General features: G+C 49.0%; 18 protein-coding genes and 1 riboswitch. Of the genes, 11 read left to right on the top strand and 7 right to left on the bottom strand.

Annotated features, from left to right (window positions below):
- Window positions 1-66: 66 nt before the first annotated feature.
- Window positions 67-2,073 carry a DNA helicase Rep gene (rep, locus tag GILYN3_RS10180; protein ID WP_049722879.1) on the bottom strand — a complete coding sequence of 669 codons (2,007 nt, stop codon included), beginning with the start codon at window positions 2,071-2,073 and terminating at the stop codon, window positions 67-69.
- A gap of 278 nt (window positions 2,074-2,351) precedes the next feature.
- On the opposite strand from rep, the gene GILYN3_RS10175 reads away from it, so the two are divergent.
- Window positions 2,352-4,070 (top strand): putative bifunctional diguanylate cyclase/phosphodiesterase, encoded by a 1,719-nt coding sequence (locus GILYN3_RS10175; RefSeq protein WP_049722878.1) that lies wholly within the window; start codon window positions 2,352-2,354, stop codon window positions 4,068-4,070.
- 10 nt (window positions 4,071-4,080) lie between these two features.
- Here the strand turns inward: GILYN3_RS10175 and GILYN3_RS10170 are convergent, their stop codons facing one another.
- Complete coding sequence (locus GILYN3_RS10170; RefSeq protein ID WP_049722877.1) at window positions 4,081-5,589, bottom strand: YifB family Mg chelatase-like AAA ATPase; 1,509 nt, start codon at window positions 5,587-5,589, stop codon at window positions 4,081-4,083.
- 73 nt (window positions 5,590-5,662) lie between these two features.
- Window positions 5,663-5,908, bottom strand: a complete 246-nt coding sequence (locus tag GILYN3_RS10165; protein ID WP_049722876.1) for an accessory factor UbiK family protein — start codon at window positions 5,906-5,908, stop codon at window positions 5,663-5,665.
- A 436-nt stretch (window positions 5,909-6,344) separates the two neighbouring features.
- On the opposite strand from GILYN3_RS10165, the gene GILYN3_RS10160 reads away from it, so the two are divergent.
- The 3 genes from GILYN3_RS10160 to GILYN3_RS10150 all read left to right on the top strand — a co-directional run bounded on the left by GILYN3_RS10160 (window position 6,345) and on the right by GILYN3_RS10150 (window position 8,535).
- Window positions 6,345-6,683, top strand: coding sequence for a P-II family nitrogen regulator (locus GILYN3_RS10160; RefSeq protein WP_049722875.1), 339 nt, complete (start codon window positions 6,345-6,347; stop codon window positions 6,681-6,683).
- Between the two features lie 33 nt (window positions 6,684-6,716).
- A complete protein-coding gene (locus GILYN3_RS10155) occupies window positions 6,717-7,985 on the top strand; it encodes an ammonium transporter (RefSeq protein WP_049722874.1) in 1,269 nt (422 codons plus the stop codon).
- Between the two features lie 211 nt (window positions 7,986-8,196).
- Window positions 8,197-8,535, top strand: a complete 339-nt coding sequence (locus GILYN3_RS10150; protein WP_049722873.1) for a P-II family nitrogen regulator — start codon at window positions 8,197-8,199, stop codon at window positions 8,533-8,535.
- A gap of 92 nt (window positions 8,536-8,627) precedes the next feature.
- On the opposite strand, the gene GILYN3_RS10145 is transcribed toward GILYN3_RS10150, so the two are convergent.
- Entirely contained in the window at window positions 8,628-8,951 is a 324-nt protein-coding gene (locus GILYN3_RS10145) for a hypothetical protein (protein ID WP_049722872.1), read from the bottom strand.
- A gap of 391 nt (window positions 8,952-9,342) precedes the next feature.
- On the opposite strand from GILYN3_RS10145, the gene GILYN3_RS10140 reads away from it, so the two are divergent.
- The 6 genes from GILYN3_RS10140 (at window position 9,343) to thiE (ending at window position 15,432) form a co-directional block, all read left to right on the top strand.
- Complete coding sequence (locus GILYN3_RS10140) at window positions 9,343-9,615, top strand: hypothetical protein (protein WP_049722871.1); 273 nt, start codon at window positions 9,343-9,345, stop codon at window positions 9,613-9,615.
- 205 nt (window positions 9,616-9,820) lie between these two features.
- A riboswitch (TPP riboswitch) is annotated at window positions 9,821-9,920 on the top strand.
- A 98-nt stretch (window positions 9,921-10,018) separates the two neighbouring features.
- Entirely contained in the window at window positions 10,019-11,923 is a 1,905-nt protein-coding gene (gene thiC, locus GILYN3_RS10135) for a phosphomethylpyrimidine synthase ThiC (protein WP_049723912.1), read from the top strand.
- Window positions 11,920-12,984 carry an FAD-dependent oxidoreductase gene (locus GILYN3_RS10130; protein WP_049722870.1) on the top strand — a complete coding sequence of 355 codons (1,065 nt, stop codon included), beginning with the start codon at window positions 11,920-11,922 and terminating at the stop codon, window positions 12,982-12,984. Before thiC ends, GILYN3_RS10130 begins: the two co-directional genes overlap by 4 nt.
- Window positions 12,968-13,162, top strand: a complete 195-nt coding sequence (gene thiS / locus GILYN3_RS10125) for a sulfur carrier protein ThiS (protein ID WP_049722869.1) — start codon at window positions 12,968-12,970, stop codon at window positions 13,160-13,162. The genes GILYN3_RS10130 and thiS overlap by 17 nt, the downstream gene beginning before the upstream one ends.
- A 1-nt stretch (window position 13,163) precedes the next feature.
- Window positions 13,164-13,949 carry a thiazole synthase gene (locus GILYN3_RS10120; RefSeq protein WP_049722868.1) on the top strand — a complete coding sequence of 262 codons (786 nt, stop codon included), beginning with the start codon at window positions 13,164-13,166 and terminating at the stop codon, window positions 13,947-13,949.
- Entirely contained in the window at window positions 13,942-15,432 is a 1,491-nt protein-coding gene (gene thiE / locus GILYN3_RS10115; RefSeq protein WP_049722867.1) for a thiamine phosphate synthase, read from the top strand. The genes GILYN3_RS10120 and thiE overlap by 8 nt, the downstream gene beginning before the upstream one ends.
- Here the strand turns inward: thiE and GILYN3_RS10110 are convergent.
- The 3 genes from GILYN3_RS10110 to GILYN3_RS10100 form a co-directional block, all read right to left on the bottom strand.
- Window positions 15,429-15,866: a YqaA family protein gene (locus GILYN3_RS10110; RefSeq protein ID WP_049722866.1), complete on the bottom strand. Its 438-nt coding sequence runs from the start codon at window positions 15,864-15,866 to the stop codon at window positions 15,429-15,431. The genes thiE and GILYN3_RS10110 overlap by 4 nt on opposite strands.
- A 185-nt stretch (window positions 15,867-16,051) precedes the next feature.
- The gene (locus GILYN3_RS10105; protein ID WP_049722865.1) at window positions 16,052-16,255 is read right to left on the bottom strand and encodes a CsbD family protein; all 204 of its coding nucleotides are present in this window, start codon (window positions 16,253-16,255) and stop codon (window positions 16,052-16,054) included.
- Window positions 16,256-16,506: 251 nt separating this feature from the next.
- Complete coding sequence (locus GILYN3_RS10100) at window positions 16,507-17,601, bottom strand: GNAT family N-acetyltransferase/peptidase C39 family protein (protein WP_049722864.1); 1,095 nt, start codon at window positions 17,599-17,601, stop codon at window positions 16,507-16,509.
- A 142-nt stretch (window positions 17,602-17,743) separates the two neighbouring features.
- On the opposite strand from GILYN3_RS10100, the gene GILYN3_RS10095 reads away from it, so the two are divergent.
- Window positions 17,744-19,198: a RimK family protein gene (locus tag GILYN3_RS10095; RefSeq protein WP_049723911.1), complete on the top strand. Its 1,455-nt coding sequence runs from the start codon at window positions 17,744-17,746 to the stop codon at window positions 19,196-19,198.
- Window positions 19,199-19,284: the final 86 nt, after the last annotated feature.

Below are 19,284 nucleotides of genomic sequence, written 5' to 3'. Positions count from 1 at the left end.
GATATAAAAAAACCCGCTACGGCGGGTTTTTTTATATCTACTATCTCGCAAAAATACCCTGTGCGATTAATCAAACATATTCAATAAGCTAGAGATGGTTTGTTCTCCGGTGGCTTTAACTTGCTCGGCCGTGGCTGGGCTAAAGCCTTCAAAGACGATATCTTCTTGTGGTAGTTCGTCGATAAAGCGGCTTGGAGTGGTCTCGTTAATATCGCCGTATTGTTTGCGTTTGCCGGCTAGGGTTAATGTCATGGTGCGTTGGGCTCGGGTAATGCCCACGTAGGCTAAACGGCGCTCCTCTTCTATGTTGTCGGTTTCGATACTGTTGCGATGCGGCAGTAAATCCTCCTCCATCCCCACTAAATAAACATGAGGAAACTCCAACCCTTTGGATGCGTGTAGCGTCATTAGCTGTACTTGGTCGAGGGTCTCCTCTTCCTCTTGGCGCTCTAGCATATCCCGCAGTACCAGCTTGCTGATGGCATCATCGATGGTGAGTGGTTCGCCATCGTCGCGTTCGAGCATTTTTTGGATCGAATCTGTTAGGTAGCGAACGTTATTCATACGCTTTTCGGCGGCTTTAGCGCTGGATGAATTTTGGTGTAGCCAGGCCTCGTAACCTATATCTTCTAACATTTGCTCAATGCCTGCGACCGGCTCTGGACCGTTACAGCGCTCAACCACGCGAGTAATCCAATCGCTAAAACGGCGTAAACGTTCTAGGTTTTGTTTGGGGACGTGGCGTTGTAGGGCAATATCGTCAGTGGCAGCCAGTAGGCTTAAGTGGCGTTCGCCAGCAAAGCGGCCCAATGCTTCTAAGGTACTGGTGCCAATTTGGCGGCGCGGGGTGTTAATAATACGTAAAAAAGCATTATCGTCGTCGGGGTTAACCAATAATCGTAGGTATGACATCACATCTTTGATTTCGGTTTTGCCGAAAAACGATGAGCCGCCACTGATTTTGTAGGGTACTTGGTGTTGTTGCAGTTTGATCTCTAGCAAACGCCCTTGATGGTTGCCCCGATATAAAATGGCATAGTCGCTAAATTTACCGCCACGACGCAGTTTGTTGGCCAAAATTTCGGTGGCAACGCGTTCGGCCTCGGCATCCTCAGAGGCGCACTTCACCACTCGGATCTCGTCTCCTAATCCCATCTCACTCCACAAGGCTTTGTCGTATTCGTGAGGGTTGTGGGCAATTAAGTGGTTGGCTACTCGTAAAATCCGGCTGGTAGAGCGGTAGTTTTGTTCAAGCTTAATTAAGTGCAGGTTGGGAAAGTCCTCTTTAAGCAGCACTAGGTTTTCGGGGCGCGCGCCGCGCCAAGCGTAAATAGATTGGTCGTCGTCGCCTACCACAGTTAGCGCATTGCGCCCGCCCACCAGTTGTTTAACCAGCAGGTACTGGCTGGAGTTGGTGTCTTGGTATTCATCCACCAATAAGTATTGAATTTTGCGTTGCCAGCGGGCGAGCACCTCGGGCTGGGTGTTAAATAGGTGTACCGGCACCAGAATCAGATCGTCAAAATCCACCGCGTTATAAGCCCGCAACGCTTGGTTATAGCGCTCATAAATGCGCACCATAGTGAGCTCGGCGGGGCTTTGGGCTAGTTCTTCGGCGGCCTCTGGGGTGGTCAGGTCGTTCTTCCAGTTGGAGATTTGGTTTTGCACCATATTGAGATGGTCGTTATCCATCTCGCCGTCTTTCATCATTAGTTCTTTTAACAGCGAGCGGGCGTCTTCGGCATCAAAGATAGAAAAGCCCGGTTTAAAGCCTAGGGTTTTGGCTTCGCGACGGATAATGTTGAGCCCTAGATTGTGAAAGGTCGACACCGTTAAGCCACGCGCTGCGCTGCCTTTTACTAAACTCCCCACACGCTCTTTCATCTCGCGGGCGGCTTTGTTGGTAAAGGTTAAGGCCGCAATGTGCCGTGCGGGCATATCGCATTTTTGAATCAAATAAGCGATTTTACGGGTAATAACCGAAGTTTTACCGCTACCGGCACCTGCAAGTACCAAGCAAGGGCCATCAACATACAGTACAGCTTCGCGTTGGCGGGGGTTGAGTCGGGTCACGGGGCCTCGTTACTAAATTGCAGGGGTGATATCACGGGGCGCCATTGTAGCAATGCAGCGAAGGAGTTGGAACGTAAAGGTAAATTCAACGCTGTACAAAAAATGGGCTAATGGTGTATGTTTACAGTCAGAGCAATTATGTTGATTTAGACGCAGTTTTTAACATTGTCAAAACACGACAGAATTAGAAAACTTACTCAATATTAACGCCTAAGATTGCCAATGGCCGTACAAAAGGCAGGTAGAAATGGAATTTTCACGTTGAACAGGGAACCACAATGATTAGCTGTACGCGCGTACTGTTGCTCGGCGGCGATCATTCGCTCGCCCAGTATTTAAGTGGTTTGTTGGACGAGATTAGCCCCGCAAGTTATCAACTACAGGCCGGTCATCTTGAAAAAGAGGGCTTAGAGGCATTGCTCGGCGGCGAATACGCGATCGGCTTAGTGTTGTTGTCCGATTGTGCAGCAGCTGCCCGAAACTTATTGGCCGAGATTAAAAACCAAACTTCCTCGATCCCTATAGTGGTCATGTCGCAAGCCATGGACTTATTGCTTGATCGTGAAGCCATCCCCTGTGGTGCCGCCGATTATTTAGTCCTCGATGATATCAACGCGGTGCTGCTAGAGCGCTCGGTACGCTACGCCATCGAGCGCAAACACAGCGAGCAAAATTTAGCGCGTCTGGCGCATCACGATCCTCTGACTGATATCCCCAATCGCGCCCTATTTCGCGATCGCCTCGAGCATGCGATTCGGGTGGCTACTCGAGATCGTGCCCGTTTTGCGCTGATGTTTATCGACTTAGATCATTTTAAGGTGGTCAACGATCGCTACGGTCACGATATTGGCGATAGTTTAATTCGTCAGTGTGCTGGGCGCTTGCAAACGCTTCTACGTCGCAGCGATTCGATGGCACGGATGGGAGGAGACGAATTTACCCTGTTGCTCCTAAATGTCGAAAGTTCATCAAAGATTGCGCATCTTGCGGTCAAGATCATTGAGACAATCACCTCAGTTTATAACATTAATGGTTATCAGCTCTCGGTTGGTTGCAGTGTTGGAGTGGCGTCTTTTCCCGAGGCCGGTCGCAGCGCCGATGCGCTGTTAAAAAGTGCCGATTTAGCGATGTACCAAGCCAAGCAACATGAGGGCAGTCACTTTCGTTTTTTTACCGAAGAGATGAACCGCGATGTGCGCTATCGTTTGAGTCTTGAAGAGGATCTACGGCGCGCGGTGGAGAACCGTGAGCTGTACTTGGAGTATCAGCCACGCTTTGCTGTGAATAGCGGCAAAGTTGTGACGCTTGAGGCATTGTTGCGTTGGAACCATCCACAAAAGGGTATTTTGAGCGCGCCTAACTTTATTTCGATTGCCGAGGATACCGGGCTTATTTTTGCCATAGGTTACTGGGCCGTGCGGCAAGCTTGTGGTGATTTACAACAATTAAAGGATGACTGTGACGTTGAATTAAAAATGGCGGTGCGACTTTCTGTGCGGCAGTTTCGCGACGATGCGATGGTGCAAACCATGGCCAATATATTTGCTCAAACGGGGGTCGACGCCAAGTGCATAGAGTTTGAGCTGACCGAGACGGCCTTGATGGAAAATATCGAAATGGTCAGTTTGTGCATGCGGCCTTTATCGTATTTTGGGGTGACGTTTACTTTAGATGACTTTGGCACCGGCAGCTCGTCTTTTTTGCACTTACAACGTTTGCCGATTGCTGCACTTAAAATAGATTCGCAGTTTATGGCGGATTTACTGCGGCGTAAGAGTGAGCGGCGATTAGTGGCGGCAATGATTACCCTTGCCCACAATTTAGGTAAGGTTGTGGTGGCCGACGGCGTGGAGTCGGGCCGCCAGCTGCAATGGTTGGTGGCCGAGGGATGCGACCAGGTTCAGGGACACCATCTTGGTGCTCCGATGGGCTATCGTCAGTTGGTAAACACGATTCACACTCTGCAGTTAGCCGGTGATCCGCCGCCTCAACCTTGAGCTTTTCTTGTTAAGGTGCACGATCCAGGGCTCTAAAACTTAACGCCTCGGCCAGCTGTGCGCGGCCAATAGTATCTTGTTGGATCATATCGGCCAGTGTGCGCGCTACCTTGAGTACCCGGTAATAAGAGCGAGTTGATAACCCCAGACGCACCACCGCAGCTTCTAAAAACTGTTGATCTTCCGCAGTTAACACACAAAATTGTTCAATATCTTTCGAGTTTATCTGTGCGTTAGGCTTGTTTTGCCGCTGTTGTTGTCGGTTAACCGTTCGGCTTACTCGCGCTTGCACAGTGGCGCTAGATTCACCCATAGGGGCGTTGTTAAGTTGGCTGGGCGGAATATTATGCACCGGGACGTGCAGATCGATCCGGTCGAGCATAGGGCCCGATATCTTATTGCGATAGCGTTGTATTTGCTCGCTGGTACAGCGGCAGCGATTATTATTACCGTTGATGGCTCCGCCAAAATAACCACATGGACAAGGGTTCATGGCGGCTATTAGTTGAACCCGCGCCGGATAGCAGGTTTGTGCTCGGGCGCGGGAGATACGAATCTCTCCGCTTTCCATAGGCTCGCGCAGCACCTCTAGTACTTGTCGTTGAAACTCGGGCAGCTCATCTAAAAATAACACCCCACCATGGGCCAGTGAGATTTCCCCCGGGCGTGGTTGAGTGCCGCCGCCCACTAGTGCCGCCGCCGAGGCGGTGTGGTGCGGCGCCCGAAAAGGTCGTTCAAGCCAGAGCGGCGTATGGCCTACACCACATACCGAATAAATCGCGGCAACGTCTAAGGCGTCGCGCTCATCAATAGCGGGCAAAATGCTAGGTAAGCGACTGGCAAGCATGGTTTTACCCGTGCCGGGCGGGCCAAACATCAATAGATTGTGACCGCCGCTGGCGGCGACTTCTAAGGCCCTTTTGGCCTGTTGTTGGCCCTTCACGTCGGCAAGCTCTGGCTGTGGACGGCGCGTAGGCGAGGCGGGAAACTCGGCGCTGGGTAGCTCGCCACGCCGATGTAGATGGGCGCAGACGCGCAGTAGGTTTTCGGCACTGTAGATGTGGGTGTCGCGCGCCAGAGCCGCTTCGGGGGCGTTGGCCGCAGCGACAATTAGACTGTGTCCAGCCTTACCTGCAGCTAATGCCGCTGGCAGTGTGCCGGTTACTGGCCGCACCGCACCAGATAGCGCCAGCTCGCCGATCAGCTCTAGTTCATTTAATAGCTCGGAGGGTACTTGCTCGGAGGCGGCCAGAATGCCAATGGCGATGGCCAGATCGTAGCGACCACCCTCTTTGGGTAAGTCGGCAGGGGCTAAATTGACGGTAATGCGACGAGCTGGAAACTCAAGATGAGAATTTAAAATTGCGCTGCGAACCCGATCTTTGCTTTCTTTGACCGCGGTTTCTGGCATTCCCACTATCGCTAATGATGGCAGGCCGTTAGACAGATGAACCTCAACGGTGACCGGTGGTGCATCGACGCCGAGCAGCGCGCGGGTGTGGACGATGGCGAGTGACATAGGCAATCCTTGCGTGACAAATTATCCCTTAAGTATAGAAGTGAGCGGGCTTAAAGCCCGCACTTTATAGAACTTAGCTGGCTCTACTGCTGGGGTCAATGGTGTGCTCGAGGGCGGCAACCTCGGTCTCGAGTGCCTCAAGGCGTGCCCGGGTGCGGGCCAGTACCGCCGCTTGTGCGTCAAAGTCGGCACGGGTGACTAAATCCATGCGTCGCACCACGGCCTCTAGCGCCGCCTGTAGCTGGGCTTTGGGTAATACATCGGCACCGGGTAAGGCATCTTGTAGTTCTTTAAGCATACGCTGAGTAAATTCTGACATGTTAGCGGCTCTGATAAATTCGGAATTGCGTATTGTACACCCTGAAAATCCCGTAAGTTGAGCCGAGTCGTCGGTTCGGTAATTCAATGCGCCGAGCGTTAGAGTTGTTTTTATTGCTCGGATCGATTTTTCTGCGGCGCTTGTATTGCCTACTCAAATCCTCTTGTTAATGTCGAAAAAAACGTCGCTCGCTAATGGTGCATAGCGCTTTGTGCTTGGGGCGTTTTTGGTGCGCGGCTGTGAATTGGCTGCTCCGTTTTCCGCAGGCGAGCTTTGCTTTGCACGCTAATCCTTTGAAAACAATAGAGTTTGTTTGGTTGGCCTGCTCTGTGCAAAGTTGTGCTTGGCAGTAATGGTTAGTGGCGATTAATCGCACGGCAACAGGTGCTGTTTTTATTGCGACGCGTTACTTGATCGATTTTCTAGGAGTTAAAAAATGAAACTAATAACAGCGATTATCAAGCCGTTTAAGCTCGATGTGGTGCGTGAAGCGCTTTCCGACATTGGTGTACACGGTATGACAGTGACTGAAGTAAAAGGTTTTGGTCGTCAAAAAGGTCACTCAGAGCTGTATCGCGGCGCTGAGTACGTTGTGGATTTTTTGCCTAAAACTAAGTTGGAAATAGCGGTTAAAGCGTCGGATGTCGACACCGTTGTCGAGGCCATTGGTAAAGCGGCTAACAACGGCAAAATAGGTGACGGCAAAATTTTTGTTGCGGCTCTTGAGCAAGTTATTCGGATACGTACCAACGAAACCGGCGATCAAGCGATTTAAGAATACTTATATACAACAGACGGGGATTAAGCGATGGAAAATCAAATTTTTCAGTTGCAGTACGCCATGGATACCTTTTATTTCTTGGTATGTGGTGCACTGGTAATGTGGATGGCCGCTGGCTTCTCCATGCTAGAGGCCGGCCTAGTTCGCGCCAAAAACACTACAGAGATTTTGACTAAAAACGTCGCTCTGTTCTCGATCTCGTGCATCATGTACTTGATCTGTGGCTACGCAATTATGTACGACGGAAGCTTCTTCCTGTCGGGCATTCAAGGTGGCGAAACCTTAGTGGCTGATGCACTAGCATCTTCTGCTGAAGAAGGTTTTGAAGGTGGCTCGGTTTACTCCGGCGCATCGGACTTCTTCTTCCAGGTGGTGTTTGTAGCTACGGCGATGTCGATCGTATCGGGCGCGGTTGCCGAGCGTATGAAGTTATGGGCATTCTTGGGTTTTGCGGTTGTTATGACTGGCTTTATCTACCCAATGGAAGGTAGCTGGACCTGGAATGGTGCCGACGTATTTGGTATGTACAACTTGGGTGACTTAGGTTTCTCTGACTTTGCAGGCTCGGGTATTGTCCACATGGCTGGTGCTGCGGCTGCTTTGGCTGGTGTTATCCTGCTGGGTGCGCGTAAAGGTAAATACGGTAAAAACGGTGAGATTCACGCGATTACCGGCGCTAACCTGCCAATGGCGACTTTGGGTACTTTCATCTTGTGGATGGGTTGGTTCGGCTTTAACGGTGGTTCGGTGTTAAAACTGGGCGATATCGCTAGCGCTAACTCGGTTGCCATGGTGTTCTTGAACACTAACGCTGCCGCCGCTGGTGGTTTGGTTGCCGCGCTGATTGTTGCTCGCATCTTGTTCGGTAAGGCCGACCTGACTATGGCGCTTAACGGTGCACTGGCCGGCCTGGTAGCGATTACCGCTGAGCCTTCAACCCCAAGTGCTCTGGGCGCCACCATCATCGGTGCTGTCGGTGGTATCATCGTCGTCTTCTCTATCCTGTCTTTGGATAAGATGAAAATCGATGATCCAGTAGGTGCCATCTCTGTACACGGTGTTGTCGGTCTGTTTGGTCTGCTGGTTGTCCCTTTAACTAACGACGGTTCGACCTTTGTTGGTCAGATTGTGGGTGCCTTGACCATCTTCATCTGGGTATTCGTTTGTAGCCTGATCGTATGGAGCATCATTAAGGTGATCATCGGTCTGCGCGTTAGCGAAGAAGAAGAGTACGAAGGTGTCGACTTGGTAGAGTGTGGTATGGAAGCCTACCCTGAGTTTACCTCTGCTAAGTAAGTAGTATGTAAGCAGATGACCAACTGCCGGGCGTTAGCTTGGCAGTTGGTTTAACTGGTATCTCTGGCGTAAAATACCCTATGTGCGGGCAGAGATGATTTTTTGACGGCTTGCGTGTATCTTTACCCATACTTTGGTAACCCTCTACAGGGTGAACCCCCAAACCATTCAGCAAGCTAGCTGGTTCCGCCGGATCAAGAAGGAAACTTACATGAAATTGATTACCGCTGTCGTAAAACCGTTCAAACTCGATGATGTACGCACAGGGCTGTCCGAGGTCGGGGTGCAGGGTATGACTGTAACTGAGGTTAAAGGCTTTGGCCGGCAGAAAGGTCATACAGAGCTATATCGTGGCGCCGAGTATGTGGTCGACTTTTTACCTAAAGTTAAAATCGAGCTGGCTGTCGATGATGCACTGGTCGATCAGGTCGTTGAGGCAATTACTAAAGCGGCCCAAACTGGTAAAATTGGTGACGGTAAAATCTTTATTACCCCGCTTGAAGAAATTATACGTATTCGCACTGGCGAGACCGGTAGCGATGCAATCTAGGTAAGACTAAATAAAGCATATAAAAAAACGGCGACTTTGGTCGCCGTTTTTTTATATGCTTTATTCCGTGCCGAAACACAACACTTAAGCATTTAGGCCTCTGGTTGCTGTAACGCGCGTCGAATTAAACGTAAATAGCGCCGCTGTTGAAGGACAAAAAAAGCCGGTAACACAACCACTAACATAATAATGGCGGCGGCATCTTGCGATAACCCAAGCGCTGGCGCTATAAGCGCCATAAAACCCACCGATCCGATAAACATTAGGCCAAATAATAGAGTGTTGCCGCGCCAACGCTGTAGACGGTTATCTGGACCAAAAGCAATGGCCTTGGCATTGTTCAGGCGCTGTTGTTGCTCTGCTACAGGTAGCTCTGATAGCTCTGGAAAGTACTTGAGCTCACGTGGGGTGGTCATGGTCAATCTCTTGTTCTATTTGTCGATGTTGTTTAGGTGGCGTGCAGTGTACGGTTTATCGACTGCCCTGACAAACAATGCGTGTGTTGCAAGGCTGCTGATATTACAGGGCGCAATTGAGAATGATTAGATTTTTAACTGGGGCTTTAAGGCTTAACAAGGGTAAATAACAAAAATGTAAGATGGCCGTCGTGCTAATAAAAAACAGGCCTAAAAAATTGTAAATAATCTGTGACGAAAAGCTCTCCTTGCGATATAAAGGGAACAAGCCCATATAACAAAAACAGTACCCTCAAAGAGGTTCTGATTTACATTTCAAGACAGTAAAAATTGGTTATGGGTGATTTTTGTTTTGGCATGAATAAGGCATACGGTTTGAGAGGTGTTATTTATGGCGAGTCAATATGAACTAAATGAAAGTGCTAGTTTAGATGACGATAATGACGTCGATATCGATGATAATGATGAGATCCAAGCTGACGTTAAAGGCAAGCCGTCAGAAGACCTAAGCATCGCATCACGTGAACGCGTAAGAATGGAGTTACAGGCCCAGATTGAGGCTTTTTTGGTCAACGGTGGCCGAGTTCATGAAATTCCTAGTCGTGTAGAAGATGCCAGTAGGCCTAGTAAGTTGGCCAATGTAGACTCTAGTTTGTTAATTTAATCCCTGTATCAAGGCTCGCTTACAGTGAGCCTTTTTAATTTCTCTTTTAAATAAACATTAACCTAAATTCTTAGGCTATTACTCATTAAAAAGTGGGTTTTAAGGCTATAAAATTGGTCTTAGTCGTTGGTCTTAGCTTCTTTAGCCATGATGGTTTTACAATAAAGCCTTGCTAAGTCTTAAACCCCACCGGTATACTTTTGCCATCGTCTTGTCGGAGTGCCCTTGTGGGCTGAGACTGTTTTACAGAATCCGCGGAACCTGATCCAGTTAATACTGGCGTAGGAATCAAGATTAAGCGTTAGATTTGTCTTTTTTTAAAGATAAACCGGCGCTGCGTCCCTTCGCATTAATGGCAGCTTCCCGTTCGGCAGACACTTACTTACTTTTAGTGGTGGCCGACATGTCAAAAGCAACATCCTCAGAAAAACCCGTTAACTTTAGTCAATCTTTTATTTCCGAGTTAAATCGTCAGCCGTTTCCTGCCTCCGATAAAGTGTATCTGGGGCAAGAGCTTGGCTTGCAAGTGCCTATGCGGCGTATCACACAAAGCGACACTCCGCTGGAGTCGGCAACCGGAGAGCTAAGTGTTGAAATCAACGAAGATATCTTTGTTTACGACACCTCTGGACCAATAACCGATGCCGATACTGTGGTGGATGTTCGCGCGGGCTTGCCTACGCTTCGCCAGCCCTGGATCGCTAATCGCAATGACAGCCTACAGGTTGCGCAAGCTGTGGTTGATACAAACTCGGCGTTACTTAACAAGCCGCACTTACAAGCTAAAGCCGGTAAGGCGGTAACGCAAATGGCCTATGCGCGGGCCGGTATTATCACCAAAGAAATGCAGTTTGTGGCGGTGCGCGAAAACTTAAACCGCAAAGCATATCGCTCCGAGCTTCTTAGACAGCAACATCTGGGAAACGCTTGGGGGGGGGCAACTCCTGATGATATTACTCCGGAATTTGTTCGTCAGGAAATCGCAGAAGGGCGCGCGATAATTCCAGCCAACTTAAATCACCCAGAGCTTGAGCCGATGATTATTGGGCGTAACTTTTTAGTTAAGGTTAATGCCAATATTGGCAATTCACCGATTAAATCAAACATCGAAGATGAAGTGGAAAAACTGGTCTGGTCTACCCGCTGGGGAGCCGACACTTTGATGGATTTATCCACTGGTGACAATATTCACCAAACCCGTGAGTGGATTATTCGCAATTCACCGATTCCCGTAGGTACGGTTCCTATTTATCAGGCGCTAGAAAAAGTGAATGGTATAGCGGAGGATTTAAGCTGGGAAATAATCCGCGATACGATTATCGAACAGGCAATTCAGGGCGTCGATTATATGACCTTGCATGCCGGAGTGCTGTTGCGCTTTATCCCGATGACGGCAAACCGCTTAACCGGCATCGTCTCACGCGGCGGCGCTATTATGGCAAAGTGGTGTTTGGCGCACCATCAAGAAAATTTTATTTACAGTCACTTTGATGAGCTGTGTAGTATTTTAAAACAGTACGATGTTTCTATTTCGCTAGGTGATGGGTTGCGCCCCGGCTCTATTTACGATGCGAACGATGAAGCACAATTCGCAGAGCTTCGAACACTGGGTGAGCTGACCAAAATTGCCTGGCAACACGATGTGCAGGTTATGATCGAAGGTCCAGGGCATGTACCACTACAGCTTATTAAAGAGAATATGGATGAGCAGCTACGGCACTGTTATGAGGCACCTTTTTATACTTTAGGGCCGCTGACCACCGATATTGCGCCTGGCTACGATCACATGACTTCGGCGTTGGGTGCGGCCAATATTGGTTGGTATGGTTGCGCAATGCTTTGCTATGTCACGCCTAAAGAACACTTAGGCCTGCCCAATAAAGAGGACGTAAAGCAAGGCTTGATCGCTTATAAAATTGCCGCCCACGCCGCCGATTTAGCGAAAGGGCATCCGGGGGCACAAATTCGTGATAACGCTCTTTCCAAAGCACGCTTTGAATTTCGCTGGGAAGATCAATTTAATTTATCGATGGATCCAATGACAGCGCGTGATTTCCATGATGCAACATTACCTAAGGCGGCAGCTAAAAAAGCACATTTTTGCTCGATGTGCGGTCCTAAGTTTTGCTCTATGAAATTAAGCCAAGATTTAAAACGAGATTACGGCAATTCGGCCGAGCTGCAAACTGTGACCGAAGCCGACATTAACCGTCAGAGTGACGCGGCCGATGAAGGCTTTGTTAGCATGGCCAAAAAGTTTAAAGCGCAAGGCTCCGAGCTTTATATCAATGCCGAGGCCGATTTGTGAAAGTTGCCGTAGTTGGGGCGGGTGTTGTTGGTCGTTTAGCGGCCCTCCAGTTGGTTAACAAGGGCGTAGCAGTTACCCTCTTTGAAAAAACACCGCTATCTGTACCGCACAATGCCGCTCACGTTTCGGCAGGCATGTTATGTCCCATCAGCGAGATTATTCACGCCCCTAAAGAGGTAGCCCAGATGGGGCTGTGGGGTGTGGCGCAGTGGCCTAAATTGTTACAGCAATTGCAATTGCTCGACCCGCAACAAGAGCCGGTTTTTTTTCAAGCTAAAGGCAGTTTGGTGGTGGCTTTTGATGCTGACCGCCAATGCTTTGCTCAGCTTAAGTCGGATTTGACGACTAAGGCTACTGACTACGCCGCTAATATTGATTGGCTGACAGAAAATGAACTGCATCAGCTTGAACCCAGCTTGCACAATTTTAAACAGGCGAGTTTTCTTAAGCCCGAAGCACAGCTTTGCAATCGAGCTTTTTTAGCCGTATCGACCCGAGCATTACAGCAGCATTGTGTTATTTACGATAACCAAGAGATTAGTGTTAGTAAGCTCCAGCAACTTACTGGCGAGTATGATTGGGTGGTCGATGCACGCGGAGCTAATGCCATTGGCCAAGAGCACCATCAAAATCCAGTGGGGCCGCTACGCGGCGTGAGGGGCGAGGTGATTAGGGTGCACTGTCCAGAGGCGACGCTGTCTCGTCCGGTGCGGGTACTGCATCCGAGGCACGCTATTTATATAGTGCCTAAACCTGGGGGTGAGTTTGTGATTGGCGCAACCGAAGTAGAGTCCAGCAGCGAGCATAATATAACCGTAAAAAGTACATTGGAGTTATTGAGTACTCTTTACAGTGTTAATCCGATGTTTTCAGAAGCTCGAGTTCTCGAGGCCAGTGTCGGTATCAGAGCGGCTTATTTAGATAACGTGCCCAACGTCTCTATTCGGCAGCGAGTGATTGTAGCTAATGGTCTGTATCGTCACGGGTGGCTAATGGGACCGGCAATCGCCAATCAAATAGTTGACCATGTGATTAGGAGGGAAAGTGAAAATATTGCTTAATGGTGAAGCTCAAGAATTAGCCCATAGCGAGCTACACGAAATTATTAAACAGCATGAGTTTAAACCGCCCTTTGCCGTTGCCATTAATAATACCTTTGTGCCAAAACATTTGTACGTAACAACTTACTTACAAGATGGCGATACACTGGATGTGGTATCACCGATACAAGGCGGCTGATATGGACCTATTAAGGATTTACGACAAACGCTATGAGTCGCGTCTTATCTTAGGCACGTCGCGTTATCCTTCGCCAGCGATTATGCAAAAAGCCATTATCGCATCGGGTGCGCAATTGGTTACTGTGTCACTGCGCCGGCAGCAATCTAACTTAGCGGCGGCACAGTCTTATGTGGCTTTAATTAACGCCGCCCAAGTTGATGTTTTACCCAATACCGCAGGCTGTGAAAGCGAGCAAGAGGCCATTACCTTAGCCAGAATGAGCCGAGAGATTTTTGCGACAGATCTTATTAAGTTAGAGATTATTGGGGACAACTATACACTGCAACCGGATATGGAAAAAACGCTGTCTTGTGTTGTTAAACTGATTAAAGAAGGCTTTAAAGTTTTACCTTATTGCACCGATGATTTAGTCGCCTGTAAAAAATTAATAGATGCCGGTTGTGAGGTTATTATGCCTTGGGGTTCACCCATCGGTAGCGGTAAAGGTTTAAACAACCCTTATCAACTGGCGGTGCTGCGTCAAAGGTTGCCCGAGGCTACCATTGTGGTAGATGCAGGGCTCGGTAAACCCTCACACGCAACTGGCGCGATGGAACTCGGTTGTGATGCGGTACTGCTTAATACCGCCGTCGCCCAAGCTCATAGCCCAGAGCTTATGGCCGAAGCTTTTTGTCATGCGGTTAAAGCCGGCCGCTATGGCTATAAAGCCGGTGCAATACAAGCGCAAGAGTTTGCTACCCCCAGTACCGCTACCATAGGGATGCCTTTTCGTGTTAATGAGTAGTGCCAACTTGCTGATTATTGCCGGCTTAGAGGCAAACGGCTTTGCCGGTGTGGTTCGTGATGTTCAAGTTGCGAATGCGTTAGGTGCATCGGTGTCGGTAGTGGCGAGCTGTTTAACGGCGCAAAATGCACAAGGCTTATCGGCTAATCAGCCGGTGTCCTGTGAACTCATAAAGCAGCAGTTGAACAGCTTGATAAAGCCGCCAGATGTGGTAAAGATTGGAGTCCTTCCCAGTCAAGCAATCGCTATGGTGATTACCCAGTGGCTGGACGCTTGTAGCGTGCCAAAGCCAAAGCTGGTACTTGATCCCGTGTGGCTAAACAGCGGCGATAACGGCGCTTTTTCGGACGACTCTATTCTGACTATTATTACCCCGTTACTGCCATTTATTACATTGTTAACCCCCAATCTGGCGGAACTCGAAGCACTTACTGGTCAGGCTTTAAAGGCAGCTGGCCCAGAGGCATTAATGGCGAGTTTTTATCGACAACAAGCTACTTTTAAGGGGGCTATTTTATTAAAGGGGTTAATCATCCAGCCGGCGGATGATCAAGTTAAAGATATTTTGCTTAAAAGCCAGCACCAAAATCAGCCTTATTATTTTAGACAAAGAAAAAATAATAAGTCGATGCGTGGTACTGGCTGCTTGTTGGCGACGGCAATAGCCTGTGCCCTGCTTGAACAGCACAGTTTAGAAAGCGCGGTGACTTTAGCCAGTGCCTACTTGGCCCGAGAATTTTCCGTCAGGGCAACGCTTGCTGCAACCAGCAATAGCCCACTTAACAATGGTTGGCCTGCTGCAGCTCGGTATTATCCTGCGGTTGGCAGTACTGGGTTGTCGCGACCGATAACAAGTTTTACTACTTTAAGCCAGCCACAGGGTTTGTATCCTATTGTCGATAGCAGTCAGTGGCTCGAGCGGTTGGCCAGTCTGGGTGTAAAAACGATCCAGTTAAGAATAAAAAATAAACCCATGGATGAAATCGAGCAGGAGATACAGCAGGCGGTACAGATCGAAAAAAAATATCAGCTACAGCTGTTTATTAATGACTACTGGCAATTGGCTATTAAGTGCGGTGCTTACGGGGTGCATTTGGGCCAAGAAGATTTAGCAACGGCCAAGCTAGACGATATCCAGTGCGCCGGACTGCGTTTAGGTATTAGCACCCATGGTGATTACGAGTTTTTACTCGCTAAGCAATATAAGCCAAGCTACCTTGCGGTGGGGGCTATATTTCCGACTCGCACTAAAGATATGAGTGGAAAAATTCAAGGTATAGCGCGGCTTAAGCGTTATTGCGCTATGGCGGGCAATACACCGGTGGTGGCCATAGGTGGTATAAATTTGGCCAATGTAGCCTGCGTGCTAGAGGCAAAACCTGCGATGATTGCCGTGGTTTCTGCGATTACCCACGCTCAATCGCCAGAGGCGAGTGTTCGGGCTTTAAGCCAATGTTTAGCCAGTGCGAAGCGGCCTATTTAAGGCGTTGTTTGCAGCGCCTGCAGTACCGATAGTGTGCCCCAAATAATAAATCCATAGCGACACGCTTTGCCCAGTGTTAACCATACATAAGCCGCAGGACGATTGATCGAGAACGCTCCGGCAACCAGCGGCAGTAAGTCGCCGATAATCGGCAGCCAGGCAAAAAATAAAATAGCGCTGCCGTAACGCTTAAAGTAATACTGCGAGCGTTGCCAGCGCTGGTGTTGTTGCGCTTTTTTCTGGCTTATCGATGCCGATGAAAAACGCGCTAATTCAAACATGGTAATAGCGCCAAGGGTATTGCCTAGCGTTGCGGTTAACCAAACCATAACAAATAAGTCGGGTTGATTAACAACGTAGTAGCTGACATAAGCCTCTGATGCCATTGGCCAAATAGTGGCGGCAATAAAAGCCACGGCAAACAGTAATAGCATGTCTGAATCTCAGGTATTACGATATGTAATTAGTGAGTGTAGGCGCGATTTTATCAAGAGCTGGCTTTTAAAAATGTACCGGTGTGTTTTCTTGGCTGGTATGTTAACAGAAAGACCAGTCATAAATGCGCTCTCACACAGTAAATCAAGTGGCTCTGTGAGAGCGCATTTAATCACAGTAATTATTATTGCTCGTATTTGACGGACCACTCATTGACTTCGCGCTCGGCCTCTTGTTGAGTCATGCTGTAGCGCTCTTTTATCGCGCCAATCAGTTTGTCGCGCTTGCCAACGACACGCTCGATGTCGTTATCGGTTAGTTTTCCCCATTGTTCGCGGGCCGTCCCTTTAAGTTTTTGCCAATTACCTTCTAATTCTAGCTTGTTCATAATGACCTCTTCCTAAATGACAATATCAATCAAAGGTAACCATTCTTAAATAAGAGTGTGTTGTTACCTTTGCTTAACTAGGACTTAGCAAACATCGGTCCAAATAAAATCAGCCGAGCCTTGTTGGCTGTGGCGCGCGGCCGCAGGATCATCGGCGTGAACAATCGCGGGTTAAGCGCAAGCGCGGTTTGGCTAATTTACAAAATAATCAGCAAGTGAGAGGTTTTTTACAAACGTAGTTGCCATTTGTGCTATTGCCGCTCGCGGATTAATACTGCCGCGCGATAACCATTTTTACCATAGCCTAAAATACGGTTAAGTTGATCTAGGGCCAGCGGCAGATTGGCGTTATCCAGTGCACTGCGGTGCTCGAGGGGGTCTACATCGGGATCGTGTAAATACGCAAAGCGTTCATCTATGGCCGATAACCAGACCCAGTGAGGGGCTTTGTTACGGTTGAGCTGCCAAGTGCTGATTAACAGCAAAATGGTGTAACCCGCGTCTATTTGCTGGCGCAATACACTGGAGTTAATGGTGCATATATCACTCGGGACTTTGGCCTGTTGTAAGCGGGCGACATGGTCATTGTGTACCAGCTCGACCAGCTCTTTTTTATGCTCACCGCGAACGCTGTCAATAAACGCTACTTGATTGTTCGATTGCAATAGGCGCACATCAAAGCTGCGCTGGTGCAAGGCTAATGCTAGCCCGTGCGGCGAGCACCCGCCGTGGCCGCGAGTCATATAAACAGTGGTGGCCTCGCGCCAGAGGTTGATCTCGTCAATGCGGCCATACTCACTGTTCGGACGAATCGCCTGCATGGCCATAATGGCCGCTGCCGGACCACAGGTAAAATCGGTGGTTTGGGGGTAAAAATTGCTGCCGCTATTACTGCGGATATTACGCTCTAAGCGTTTTTCTAGCTGCAGTGCATCGGCGCCGTTTTCGTAGTAAGCGGCCAGTTGTTTTATTGGCCGAAACTCCAGTGAGCGATATAAACCGATAGCCGGCTCATTGCTGTCGGCTACTTCTAGCCGTAAAAATAATGCTCCGCGCAGTCGGGCACAGGCTTCGGCGGCCTCCATAAGGGCGCGCGCAAGGCCACGACCGCGCGCCTCGGGGGCAACGGCTAGCGAGTATATACGCGCGAGTGAGGTGCCGCGTCGAAACAAAATCAACACATAAGCCTGCACCGGCTGATCGATCACTAAAATCTGATTTTGCTCGGTATCTAAAAAGTGCTTAAAACTACGCCGGCTAATTTTATCGCCCATAAAGCTCGAGTTTTCAAGCGCGACAAGTGCGTCTAGGTCGGACATTTGTGCGGGGCGGGCAGGTGAGTTCATAGCGATCTCGATGGCAGGTTTGCCCAGTGCAAACCTTTACAGACAATAGGCAAAATAATACTTGCCTATTGTCGCGATTTTGCCACACTTGCGTCGCTGCGCAATGGATTATTTGCGCTCTTTTAAGGTGACCACAGTTCTTATGACACAATTGAAAATCATTGTTGAAAAAGCTTCCGATTGGGCGGGTCTTTATCCATCGGCCGACGTAATATTAGCCAGCGATTATCTCGCCGATGCCGATACTCGGCAACGCTGCCGGGTGATTAACTTGTGTCGCCAGTACGATTACCTGTCTACCGGTTATTACTGCTCGCTGCTGGCTGAAGCCCGTGGCCACAAAGTGCTGCCTTCGGTAAAAACTCTGCGGGATTTATCGCGCCGGCAATGGCAAGAGGTGTTGGCCCTTAATGTAAAGATAGACGAAAAACTGAATGCCATTGCCGCTGCCGACGATTCGGTATCGTTGTTGGTGTGTTTTGGCCAAACCGAGATCGCGCCCTTGGCCGAGTTGGCTCGGGCACTGTTTGAGCAAATATCTGCGCCAATATTGCGCGTGCGCTTTAAGCGCAAAAGCGGCTGGAAAATTCAGTCACTCGAAACTGTGCCTTTGGGGCAACTGCAAGAGGCTGAGCAAACCCTGTTTGCCAGTGCGCTGGACAACTTTAGTCGGTTGATTTGGCGTAAGCCGCGTGCCCGCAAAGAGTACAAATACGATTTAGCGATTTTGGTGGATAATCAAGAACCTATGCCGCCCAGTAACTCGACCGCTATTAAACGGTTTATTAAAGCGGCGGCCAAGCAAGGCATTATGGCCGAGATTATTGGCCGTGGTGATATTAACCGTATAAGCGAGTTTGATGCGCTGTTTATTCGTGCCACGACCTCGGTAAACCATTTTACCTACCGGTTTGCCCGCCGTGCCCAAGCCGAAGGTCTGGTGGTTATTGACGATCCAGATTCTATTTTACGTTGTACCAATAAAGTCTATTTAACCCAGCTGTTAAAAACCCATAAGCTACCTATGCCACCGACGCGTATTTTGAGCCGAGCAGATATTGGCCGTGAGCAAGAGCTGATTGATGAGTTAGGTCTGCCGGTGGTGGTAAAAATTCCCGACGGCTCATTCTCTGTGGGAGTTAAAAAAGCCGGTAGTTGTGAAGAGCTGGCCGCGGTGATGAAAGAGATGTTTCAAGGCAGCGCGCTGTTATTGGCGCAGCGTTATTTGTATACCGAGTTTGACTGGCGTATCGGTGTATTAGCCGGTCAGCCTATTTACGCTTGCCGCTATTTTATGGCTAAAAATCATTGGCAAATTTATCACCATTCAAGCAAAGGCACAGCCTCAGGTGGGTTTGATGCAATGGGCACATTTGAGGTGCCAAAGCCGGTACTAAAAGCTGCGGTGGCGGCCAGCAAGCTAATAGGCGATGGTTTTTATGGTGTTGATTTAAAGCAAAATGGCAATGATATTTCCATTATTGAGGTGAATGACAACCCATCCATTGATTCGGCGGTGGAGGATAAGTACCTAGGACTTGAGCTGTACGATGTGATTATGGCTGAGTTTAAACGTCGATTGGATGAGCGCGGCTAAGCCTCTGGGCGTCGGCTGTGGTTGCCGGCGCCGATTTACGCTAGTATCTGACTCTAGTGTTTATAACTATAAAATCTGAAGAGAGT

Source organism: Gilvimarinus polysaccharolyticus (assembly GCF_001187555.1).
Taxonomy (GTDB): Bacteria; Pseudomonadota; Gammaproteobacteria; order Pseudomonadales; family Cellvibrionaceae; genus Gilvimarinus; species Gilvimarinus polysaccharolyticus.
This window is presented reverse-complemented; position numbering and strand designations above follow the sequence as displayed.